Source organism: Asanoa ferruginea (assembly GCF_003387075.1).
Taxonomy (GTDB): Bacteria; Actinomycetota; Actinomycetes; order Mycobacteriales; family Micromonosporaceae; genus Asanoa; species Asanoa ferruginea.
In genome coordinates this window covers 4,491,560-4,502,151 of the sequence record NZ_QUMQ01000001.1, presented here as the reverse complement: position 1 = coordinate 4,502,151, position 10,592 = coordinate 4,491,560, and the positions used below count along the sequence as shown (strand labels likewise).

The following is a 10,592-nucleotide window of genomic DNA, read 5'->3' as shown; positions in this document are numbered from 1 at the left end:
CGCGGGGGGGGCGGAGCGGGGGCGTGATTCCCCTCCCTTTGACGCGGGCCTGCTGCGTGGGTCAGCATGTTGGGCGAGCGGTGCGGAGGAACCCGGTGCGATTCCGGGGCGGTCCCGCCACTGTCACCGGGGAGCGATCCCTCACCTGATGGTCACGGCCCGAGAGGGTTGGAAGGCCGAGGGGAGCGTCGATCCGGGAGCCAGGACACTCGGCTGCTCGCCGTCGAACCATCGCGGGCGTGGACACCCGCGGAAGGGACTGAGCGCCATGTTGTCGTGCCGGCACACCGGATGAGCACCGCCTACCCGTTCTCCGCCGTCGTCGGCCTGGCCGACCTGCGCCAGGCCCTGCTGCTCAACGCCGTCGCACCGGTGATCGGCGGCGTGCTGGTGCGCGGCGAGAAGGGCACTGCCAAATCGACGATGGTACGCGCCCTCGCCGCACTGCTGCCCGACATCGCAGTGGTCGCCGGCTGCCGGTTCGCCTGCGACCCTGCCGCACCGGACCCTGGTTGTCCCGACGGCCCGCACCCGGCCGGTGATCCGCTGGTGCGCCGTTCCCGGCTGGTCGAGTTGCCGGTCGGCGCCACCGAGGACCGGGTCGTCGGCACACTCGACGTGCAGCGGTTCCTGACCGAGGGCACCAAGGCCTACGAGCCGGGCCTGCTGGCCGCCGCGCACCGCGGCGCGCTCTACGTCGACGAGGTCAACCTGCTCCCCGACCACCTGGTCGACCTGCTGCTCGACTCGGCCGCGATGGGCCGCGCGTTCGTCGAGCGCGACGGCGTCTCGCTCCGACACGCCGCCCGCTTCCTGCTCGTGGGCACGATGAATCCGGAGGAGGGCGAGCCGCGACCGCAACTCGTCGACCGGTTCGGGCTGGTCGTCGAGGTCGGCGCACCCACCGAGCCCGGCGACCGGGCCGAGGTGGTCCGTCGCCGGCTGGCCTACGAGGCCGATCCCGAAGGTTTCGCGGCCCGCTTCGCCGAGGCCGACGCCGACACCGCCGAACGGATCGTCGCGGCCCGGGCCCGGCTGCCCAAGGTCACGCTGCCCGACCCAGCGCTGGACCGGATCGCCCGGATCTGCCTGGCCTACGGGGTCGACGGGCTGCGGGCCGACATCGTCATCGCCCGCACGGCCGTGGCGCTGGCCGCCTGGCGCGACCGGTCGGTCGTCACCGACCGAGAGGTCGACGACGCGGCCCGGCTGGCCCTGCCGCACCGGCGCCGGCGCGACCCGTTCGACCCGCCGGGCGCCGACCAGCAGGCCCTCGACGACGCGCTGGCCCAGGCCGGCGAGTCTGAAGCGCCCGACGGTCCCGGACCCGAGCCGGACGATCCAGGCCCGAACGACGGCGGCGCACGGCCGGACGGCCCGCAGCCGGACGACCGTGGACCAAGCGAAGGCGGTCCTGGACCGGATGACCCGCGGCCTGACGCCGGCGGACCGGGCAGTGGCGGCGCCGCCGCGCCCGACGCCGAGGACCGGCCGGGCGGCGCCCCTGCCACTGCGCCGCCGGCCACGCCCGCCCCAATCGGTGCCACCTACAGGACCCGCACGCTGACCGCCCGATCCCGGGGCCGGTATGGCCACAGTGGACGACGCTCACCCGCCTACGCGGCCCGGGGCCGGGTCGCCGGTTCACGGGCGCCGCGCGGCCGGATCGGCGCCCTGCACCTGCCGGACACCGTGCTAGCCGCCGCCCGCGACCACCTCGTCGAGCGGATCGGGGCCGTGCACCTGCCGGACACCGCGCCGGCCCGCGTCCGCGACCGCCGCGGCCGCCGGATCGTGATCCGGCAGCAGCACCTCCGCGAGGCCGTCCACATCGGACGTGAGGCCAACCTGGTGCTGTTCGTGGTCGACGCGTCGGGTTCGATGGCGGCCCGGCAGCGGATGGCGACCGTCAAGCGGGCGGTGCTGTCGTTGCTCCGCGACGCCTACCAGCGCCGTGACACGGTTGGCATGATCACGTTCCGGGACCGCGACGCGACGACCGTACTGCGGCCCACCGCCAGCCACGAGGTCGGCGTGCGCCGGCTGGCCGATCTGCGCACCGGCGGGCGTACCCCGCTCGCCGCCGGGCTGACCGCCGCCGCGCGCACGCTGGCCGGCGAGCGCCGCCGTGACCCGCTGCGCCGGCCGCTGCTGGTCGTCGTCACCGACGGCCGGTTCACCCGCGGCCCCGATCCGCGCACGGTCGCGCCGGCGCTGGCCGGTGTGCCGAGCGTCGTGGTCGACTGCGAGAGCGGCCCGGTCCGGCTCGGGATGGCACGCACGCTGGCCGGCGCGCTGGACGCCGAATACCTGCCGCTGGCGGCGCTGTCCGCCCGCGCGCTGAAGGCGGTGTGACGACATGCCACAGGGCAAGGTGGAAAGCGTTCCCGACGACGGCCTGACCACCCGCGAGCGGCGGCGGCAGCCACTGCTGGCGGTGCACACCGGCACCGGCAAGGGCAAGTCGACGGCGGCGTTCGGGATGGCGCTGCGGGCCTGGAACGCGGGCTGGCCGATCGTCGTCTTCCAGTTCGTGAAGAGTCCGAAGTGGCGGGTCGGCGAAGAGACGGCGCTGACCGCGCTGGGCGCGCACCACGCGGCCACCGGCGTGGGCGCACCGGTCACCTGGCACAAGATGGGCGAGGGCTGGTCGTGGCTGGCCCGGCCGGGCGACGAGCGCGACCACGCGGCCGAGGCCGCCGAGGGCTGGGCGCAGGTCAAGCGCGACCTGGCCGCCGAGCGTTACCGGTTCTATGTGCTCGACGAGTTCACGTACCCGATGAAATGGGGTTGGGTCGACGTCGACGAGGTGGTGGCGACGCTCGGCGCGCGGCCCGGCAACCAGCACGTGCTCGTCACCGGGCGCGACGCGGCGCCCGCGCTGATCGAGGCGGCCGACCTGGTCACCGAGATGACCAAGGTCAAGCACCCGATGGACGCCGGCCGCAAGGGACAGCAGGGCATCGAGTGGTAGCCACGCCGCGGATCGTGGTGGCGGCGCCGGGCTCCGGCCACGGCAAGACCACCGTCGCCGGCGGGCTGATGGCGGCGTTCACGGCGCGCGGACAAGCCGTGGCCGGCTTCAAGGTCGGCCCGGATTACATCGACCCCGGCTATCACGCGCTGGCCAGCGGCCGGCCCGCGCGCAACCTCGACCCGGTCATGGTCGGCACCGAGCGGATCGCACCGCTGTTCGCGCACGGTGCCGCCGGGGCCGACCTCGCCATCGTCGAGGGCGTGATGGGGCTGTTCGACGGCCGGGCGCACGCCGGTGAGCATGGCTCGACCGCGCAGGTCGCGAAGCTGCTGTCGGCGCCGGTGCTGCTGGTGGTCGACGGTTCCGCGGTCGGTCGCTCGGTCGCCGCGCTGGTGCACGGTTTCCGCGGCTTCGACCCGACGCTGCGGCTGGCCGGGGTGATCCTCAACAAGGTCGGCTCCGACCGGCACGAGGCGATCCTGCGCGAGGCGCTGGAGGAGACCGGCACGCCCGTGCTCGGCGTGCTGCGCCGCAGCGACGCGGTGGCCGCGCCGTCCCGGCATCTTGGCCTGGTGCCCGTCGTGGAACGCCGCGCCGAGGCGACTTCGGCGATGTCCGCGCTGGCTTCGCTGATCGTGTCCAGTGTGGACCTCGACGCCGTCGCGGCGGCCGCCGCTTCCGCGCCGCCTCTCGTGGTCGAGCCGTGGTCGCCGCCAACAGTCGAGGTGGCGCGGCGGCCGGTGGTCGCGGTCGCCGGTGGTCCGGCGTTCAGTTTCGGCTATACGGAGACGATTGAGCTGCTGACGGCGGCCGGCGCGGATGTCGTCACCGTTGACCCGCTGCACGACGAGGCCCTGCCGCCCGGTGCCGCGGCGCTGGTGGTCGGCGGCGGTTTCCCCGAGGTGTATGCGGCCGAGCTCTCAGCCAACCGGTTGCTGCGGACGGCGGTGGCGGGCCTGGCGGCGGCCGGTGCCCCGATCGTGGCCGAGTGCGCCGGCCTGCTCTGGCTGGCCCAGACGCTCGACGGCGCGCCGATGTGCGGCGTGCTGCCCGCCGACGCGGAGATGACGGGCAAGCTCACCCTCGGCTACCGCGACGCGGTGGCGATCTCACCGAGTTGGCTGGCGCCGGTCGGCACCCGGGTCACCGGGCACGAGTTCCACCGGACGGCGACCACCCCCGGTTTCGGCGCGGCGCCGGCGTGGGCCTGGCGCGAGCGGCCGGCCGAAGGCTTCGTGGCGGGCAACGTGCACGCCTCCTATCTGCACCTGCACTGGGCGGGGACGCCCGAGATCGCGGAACGGCTGGTGGCGGCATGCGCCTGATCGGAGTCGGTGTCGGGCCCGGTGATCCGGAGCTGATGACCCTCAAGGGGGTACGCGCCCTGGCCACCGCCGGCCGGGTGTTCGTGCCGGTCCTGGACCCCGCCGATCTCGGGCGGGCGGAGGCGACCGTGCGGGCACACGCCGCACACGACCGGATCGAGCGGCTGGTGTTCGCGCTCAACGAGCGGGAGGACGCCGGGCGGCGGGAGCGCTACTGGGACGCGGCCGGCCGCCGGGTCGCCGACTGGTTGCGGGAGACCGGCGGCACGGCCGCGTTCGCGACGATCGGCGACCCCAACGTGTACGCCACCTTCGGCTACCTGGCTTCGACCGTGCGCGCCCTGGTGCCGTCGGTCGAGGTTTCCACCATCCCGGGGATCACCGCGATGCAGGCGCTGGCCGCGGCGGCCGGACGACCGCTGGTCGAGGGCGGCGAGGAACTCGTGCTGCTCCCGATGGCCCGCGGCGACCTGGCTCCGCTGCACGAGGCGCTGGCGCGCGACGCCACCGTCGTGGTCTACAAGGGCGGCCGGCACATGGCCGCGATCGCCGAGGCGGCGGCCGGGCGGGGCGCCGTGGTCGGCACCCACCTCGGGCTGCCCGACGAGAAGGTGCAGCCGCTCGACGCGGTCGACGGCGCACTGCCATACCTGGCGACGGTGCTCATCCCGGCCGTACGCCATCGACGGGGAGGAAAGCTGTGACCGGTCGGGTGACGTTCGTCGGCGCCGGTCCGGGCGCCGCCGACCTGATGACCCTGCGGGCGGCCCGCCGGCTGGCCGAGGCCGACGTGGTGGTCTGGGCGTCCAGCCTGGTCGCCGCCGAGGTGCTCGACCACGTGCGACCGGGCGCCGAGGTGGTCGACTCGGCGGCCGTCCCGCTGGAGGCAGTCGTCGCCATCTACCACCGCGCCGCCGCCGAGGGCCTGCGCGTGGTCCGCCTGCACTCCGGCGACCCGAGCCTGTGGGGCGCGGTCGCCGAGCAGCTCGACGCCTGCGCCGGGCTCGACCTGACCACCGAGATCGTGCCCGGCGTCTCCGCGTTCGCCGCGGTCGCGGCCGCCGCCGGCCGCGAGCTGACCGTGCCCGAGGTGGCCCAGTCGGTGATCCTGACCCGGCTCGAGGGCGGCAAGACCCCGATGCCGGATGGCGAGCGGATCGCCGACTTCGCCCGGCACGGCACCACGATGGCCGTGTTCCTGTCGGCCGCGCGCGCCAAGCAGCTCGCGGAGCAGCTCGTCGACGGGGGCTACCCGCCGGAGACGCCGGTCGTGGTGGGTTCGCGGGTGAGCTGGCCCGACGAGCTGCTGGCCTGGTGCACGATCGGCACGCTGGCCGAGACGGTCCGCGCGCACAAGCTGTGGAAGCACACGCTGTTCCTGGTCGGCCCGGCGCTGGCCGCCCACGGCACGCGCAGCCACCTCTACCACCCGGGCCACTTCCACGGCCACCGCCGGGCCGACCCGGCCGCCCGCGACGAGCTGAAGTCCCGCCGTGGCTGAGGTAACGGTCTTCGGCTACGACGGCAGCCCCCTGCCATCGGCGGTGTCGTCGGCGACGCTGCTGGTCGGCGGCGCTCGACACCTCTCGGCCGTCGAGTCATCCGCCGAACGCGTCGTCATGGGCGACGTCGGTGCCGCCCTGGCCCGAGTCACTGGCCACAATGGACCGGTCGCGGTGCTGGCCAGCGGCGACCCGGGCTTCTTCGGCATCGTCCGCGCGCTGCGCCGGGCCGGCGTCGACCCGATCGTCCAACCGGCGGTGTCATCGGTCGCCCAGGCGTTCGCGCGTCTCGGCCTGCCCTGGGACGACGCGGTCGTGGTGTCCGCACACGGGCGCGACGGCGGCCTGCGGCGAGCGGCCAACATCTGTCGCGCCTACCCGAAGGTCGCCGTGCTGACCGGCCCGGGCGCGGAGCCGCCCGCGCTGGCGGCGGCCTTGGAGGGCTGGTCCCGGCGGGTGATCGTCGCGTCCCGCCTCGGCACACCCGAGGAGCGGCTGACCGGCCCCGACGGCGACTGGGCCGAGCCCAACGTGGTGATCTCACTGGCCGGCGACCTTTCCAGCGGCCCGGCGGGCTGGCTGGCCGGCGGGGTCCGGGTGCCGGACGGCTGGGCGCTGCCCGAGGACGCGTTCCACCACCGCAACTCGATGATCACAAAGGCCGAGGTGCGGGCGGTCGCCCTGCCCCGCCTGCGCCCGGCACCAGGCACGCTGGTCTGGGACGTCGGCACCGGCTCCGGCTCGGTCGCGGTCGAGTGCGCCCGGTTCGGCGCCGCGGCCGTCGCCGTCGACCGCGACCCGGCCGCGGCCGACCTGGCCCGCGCCAACGCCGCCCGGCACGGCGTCGAGGTGCGGGTGGAGGCGGGGGCGGCACCGGCCGCACTCGCCGACCTGCCCGACCCCGACGCGGTCTTCGTCGGCGGCGGCGGCCCCGACGTGCTCGCCGCAGTGCTCGCCCGCCGCCCGACCAATGTGGTGGCCGCGTTCGCGGCGCTGGAACCGGTCGGACCAGCCGCCGACGCGCTTGCCGCGGCGGGCTACGCGACTGGCGGCGTGCAGGTGCAGGCAAACCGCTTGGCGGAAATCGCCGGCCGGCACCGCCTGGCCGCGACCAACCCGGTCACGCTGGTATGGGGGTCCCGATGATCGGCGCAGTGGCACCTACGGCGGCCGACCGCCGACCGGCCGCGACCAACTCCGTCACGCCCACGTGGGGGTCACGATGATCGGCGTACTGGCACCCACGGCGGCCGACCGCCGACCGGCCGCGACCAACTCCGTCACGCCCACGTGGGGGTCACGATGATCGGTGCACTGGCACCCACGGCGGCCGACCGCCGACCGGCCGCGACCAACTCCGTCACGCCCACGTGGGGGTCACGATGATCGGTGCACTGGCACCCACGGCGGCCGACCGCCGACCGGCCGCGACCAACTCCGTCACGCCGGCGTGGGGGTCACGATGATCGGCGTAGTGGCGCCGACGGCGGCTGGGCGCCGGCTGGCCGCGCGGCTCGCCGAGGCGTGGTCCGACGAGGTGCGCACCCACGACGGCTCGGTGCGCGAACAGCTCGCCGCAGCCTGGGCGGGCAGCAACGTCGTGGTGTGTTTCTTGGCCACCGGGGCGACGGTCCGACTGATCGCGCCGCTGCTTGCCGACAAGCACACCGACCCCGGCGTCGTCTGCGTCGACGAGGCGGGCCGGTTCGCGGTCGCGCTGACCGGCGGACACGACGGCGGGGCCAACGACGCGGCCTGCCGGATCGGTGCGCTGCTCGGTGCCGAGCCGGTCATCACCACCGCCACCGACAGCTTGGGCCTGCCACCACTCGACACCTTCGGCGCCGACCTGGGCTTCCGCCTGGCCGACCCATCGCCGGTCGCTCGGGTGACCAGGGCATTGCTCGACGGCTCGGGCGCGATCGTGATCGCCGATGCGACCTGGCCGGTTCCCCCACTGCCCAGCGGTGACCGCGCCGCCGCGCCAATCGCTCCTGACGGGAGCGACGCGACCACGCCCGCTCCGCGGCTGCCGGCCGGCAAAAGAGGCCCCATCCGCGAGGCCGTCACCGACCAGACCCACGCGACCACGCCCGTTCCGCCGCCTCCGGCTGGCGAAAGGGACCCCATCCGGGGAGCCGTCACGGCCAGCGAAGCTGGTCCGGTGCGGCTGGTCGTCTCTGATCGGGCCGATGCGACCGGTGATCTCGTCTACCGGCCGCCGTCGTTGGTGGTCGGGGTCGGCGCGAGTCGCGGCGTCACCGCCGAAGCCGTCGCCGGCGTCGTGGACGCGGCCCTGGCCGCCGGCGGGCTCGACCCTGCGTCCGTGCGCGCATTGGCCACCGTGGACCTCAAGGCCGACGAGGCCGGCATCCTCGCGCTGGCCGCGGAGCGCGGCTGGCCACTGCTCACCTTCCCCGCCCAAGAGCTCGCCACCGAAGACGTGCCGACCCCGTCCGAGGTCGTACGCGCCGCGGTCGGCACGCCGAGCGTGGCCGAGGCCGCCGCGCTCCGGGCCGCGCGCGACGCCGGCAGGAGCGCGCAGCTGGTGGTGCCGAAACAGGTCACCCCGACCGCGACCGCCGCCGTCGCCCGGTTGACGCCGCGCGGCCGGCTCACGATCATCGGCATCGGCCCGGGCGCCGAGGATCTGCGCACCCCGCGGGCCACCGCCGCGCTGCGGAGGGCGTCGGTGGTCGTCGGCCTGGACCAATACGTGGACCAGGTGCGCCACCTCCTCTCCCCCGGCGCCAGGATCGTCGCGTCCGTGCTGGGCGAGGAGTCCAAGCGCGCCCGGGAGGCCGTCGAACTGGCCACCGAAGGGCACGCCGTCGCGTTGATCGGCTCCGGGGACGCCGGCCTCTACGCGATGGCGTCGCCAGCGCTCGAACTGGCCGGCGCCGACGTCGAGGTCGACGCGGTGCCCGGGGTGACCGCCGCCCTCGCCGCCGCCGCGTTGCTGGGCGCGCCACTCGGCCACGACCACGCCTACATCTCGCTGTCGGACCTGCACACGCCCTGGCCAGTGATCGTCGAGCGGCTCCGCGCGGTGGCCGCCGCCGACCTGGTCGCCTGCCTCTACAACCCGCGCAGCAAGACCCGCGTTGCCCAGTTCGCCGAGTCGCTGGAGATCCTCAGCAAACACCGGCCGCCGGACACCCCGGTCGGCGTGGTCCGCGACGCATCCCGGCCCGGCCAGCGGGTGCACCGAACCACGCTCGCCGAGCTGTCATCCAATCCGTCCATCGTGGACATGCGGTCGGTGGTGCTGGTCGGCTCCAGCCGGACCCGGCTGGTGGCCGGGCGAATGGTCACACCGCGGGAGTACGCGTGGCTGTCGTGAAGCGCACCGTGCACCCGATCGAGGCCGAGTCCTACCGGATCCTGCGCGCCGAGGCCGACACCACCGGGCTGCCGCCGCACACCCGCGACGTGGTCGAGCGGGTCATCCACACCACCGCCGACCCGGCCTGGCAAGACGACCTGGTCACCGACGAGGAGGCGCTCACGGCCGGCGTCAAAGCGCTGGCGGCCAATAACCCGCTGGTCACCGACGTGACGATGGTCGCCGCCGGAGTGACGGCCTACCCCGCCACGTGTCTGGTCGCCGCGACAGCGACAGCCGACCTGGCCAGCCGGGAAGGGCTGACCCGGTCGGCGGCCGGCATCCGGCGGGCCGCCAAAGCCCACCCCGACGGCGCCATCTGGGTGATCGGCAACGCGCCGACCGCCCTGACCGAGTTGATCCGCCTGGCCGCGGCCGGCGAGGTCCGCCCGGCGTTGGTAATCGGGCTTCCGGTCGGCTATGTCGGCGCGGCCGAGTCCAAGGCGGCCCTGCGCCAGACCACGCTACCGCAACTGTCCAACCGCTCGGCCCGCGGCGGCGCCGCGGTCGCCGCAGCCGCCGTGAATGCCCTGCTCTACGGAGACCCGCTCGCATGATCCCGTTGCTCATCGCCGGACACGGCACCTCCGACCCGCAGGGCGCCGACGACTTCCGCCGCTTCGTCGCCCGGGTCGGCCGGACGCTCGACGCCCCCGTCGCGGGCGGCTTCATCGAACTCTCGCCACCACCGGTCAAGGACGCGGTCGCCGAGTTGGTCCGATCCGGTGCGCGACGGCTGGCCTGCGTACCCCTGATGCTGGTTGCCGCCGGGCATGCCAAGGGTGACATCCCGGCCTCGTTGGCCGCCGAACGGGCCCGGCATCCCGGGCTGTCGTTCGCTTACGGGCGGCCGCTCGGTCCGCACCCGGGCATCCTGGCGCTGCTGCGCGAGCGACTGGCCGAGACCGGTGCCGACAGCGACACGACCGTCCTCCTCGTCGGGCGCGGGTCCACCGATCCGGACGCCAACGCCGAGGTCGCCAAGGTCGCCCGGCTGCTGGCGGAGACCACCCCAATGGCCAATGTGGAGTACGCGTTCGTCTCGCTCGCGCAGCCCGGCGTGATGGCCGGGCTGGACCGGTGCCGGGCACTCGGCGCGCAGCGGATCGTGGTGTTGCCTTATTTCCTCTTCACCGGCGTGCTGCCGCGGCGGGTCGAAGCGCAGGCACGGGAGTGGGCGCACGACCGCGACGCCGACGTGCGCACGGCCGGCGTGATCGGTGACTGCGAAGGGCTCGCCGAGATCGTGGTCGAGCGCTACACCGAGGCGCTGGGCGGTGACATCCGCGCCAACTGCGACACCTGCAAATACCGGGTGGCGCTGCCGTTCCACGAGCACGCGGTGGGCGCCGCCCAACTGCCGCACGCCCACCCCGCCGACCACCACCATTGACGGTGGGGGC

At 74.9% G+C, this 10,592-nt stretch carries 8 protein-coding genes, 1 pseudogene and 1 riboswitch; all 9 genes and pseudogenes read left to right on the top strand.

Annotation, left to right across the window (positions count from 1 at the left end):
* Positions 1-61: 61 nt before the first annotated feature.
* A riboswitch (cobalamin riboswitch) is annotated at positions 62-232 on the top strand.
* Positions 233-291: 59 nt separating this feature from the next.
* The gene (locus DFJ67_RS21175; protein WP_116069575.1) at positions 292-2,355 is read left to right on the top strand and encodes a VWA domain-containing protein; all 2,064 of its coding nucleotides are present in this window, start codon (positions 292-294) and stop codon (positions 2,353-2,355) included.
* Positions 2,356-2,359: 4 nt separating this feature from the next.
* Positions 2,360-2,974, top strand: coding sequence for a cob(I)yrinic acid a,c-diamide adenosyltransferase (cobO, locus tag DFJ67_RS43885; RefSeq protein ID WP_239097369.1), 615 nt, complete (start codon positions 2,360-2,362; stop codon positions 2,972-2,974).
* Complete coding sequence (locus DFJ67_RS21170) at positions 2,968-4,302, top strand: cobyrinic acid a,c-diamide synthase CobB (protein ID WP_239097370.1); 1,335 nt, start codon at positions 2,968-2,970, stop codon at positions 4,300-4,302. Before cobO ends, DFJ67_RS21170 begins: the two co-directional genes overlap by 7 nt.
* The gene (cobI, locus tag DFJ67_RS21165) at positions 4,293-5,006 is read left to right on the top strand and encodes a precorrin-2 C(20)-methyltransferase (protein WP_116069573.1); all 714 of its coding nucleotides are present in this window, start codon (positions 4,293-4,295) and stop codon (positions 5,004-5,006) included. The genes DFJ67_RS21170 and cobI overlap by 10 nt, the downstream gene beginning before the upstream one ends.
* Positions 5,003-5,803: a precorrin-4 C(11)-methyltransferase gene (gene cobM / locus DFJ67_RS21160; RefSeq protein ID WP_116069572.1), complete on the top strand. Its 801-nt coding sequence runs from the start codon at positions 5,003-5,005 to the stop codon at positions 5,801-5,803. Before cobI ends, cobM begins: the two co-directional genes overlap by 4 nt.
* Positions 5,796-6,950, top strand: coding sequence for a precorrin-6y C5,15-methyltransferase (decarboxylating) subunit CbiE (gene cbiE, locus DFJ67_RS21155; RefSeq protein WP_116069571.1), 1,155 nt, complete (start codon positions 5,796-5,798; stop codon positions 6,948-6,950). Before cobM ends, cbiE begins: the two co-directional genes overlap by 8 nt.
* A gap of 316 nt (positions 6,951-7,266) precedes the next feature.
* The gene (gene cobJ / locus DFJ67_RS21150) at positions 7,267-9,147 is read left to right on the top strand and encodes a precorrin-3B C(17)-methyltransferase (RefSeq protein WP_116076503.1); all 1,881 of its coding nucleotides are present in this window, start codon (positions 7,267-7,269) and stop codon (positions 9,145-9,147) included.
* Entirely contained in the window at positions 9,144-9,746 is a 603-nt protein-coding gene (locus DFJ67_RS21145; protein ID WP_116069570.1) for a precorrin-8X methylmutase, read from the top strand. The genes cobJ and DFJ67_RS21145 overlap by 4 nt, the downstream gene beginning before the upstream one ends.
* A pseudogene (locus DFJ67_RS21140) lies at positions 9,743-10,570 on the top strand (sirohydrochlorin chelatase); the annotation flags it as partial. The gene DFJ67_RS21145 and the pseudogene DFJ67_RS21140, both read left to right, overlap by 4 nt.
* Positions 10,571-10,592: the final 22 nt, after the last annotated feature.

Excerpts from the sequence above, each read along its gene's own strand:
- cobJ (WP_116076503.1), top strand. The coding sequence starts at position 7,267 with ATGATCGGCGTAGTGGCGCCGACGGCGGCTGGGCGCCGGCTGGCCGCG.
- cobO (WP_239097369.1), top strand. The coding sequence starts at position 2,360 with ATGCCACAGGGCAAGGTGGAAAGCGTTCCCGACGACGGCCTGACCACC.
- DFJ67_RS21175 (WP_116069575.1), top strand. The coding sequence starts at position 292 with ATGAGCACCGCCTACCCGTTCTCCGCCGTCGTCGGCCTGGCCGACCTG.
- cobI (WP_116069573.1), top strand. The coding sequence starts at position 4,293 with ATGCGCCTGATCGGAGTCGGTGTCGGGCCCGGTGATCCGGAGCTGATG.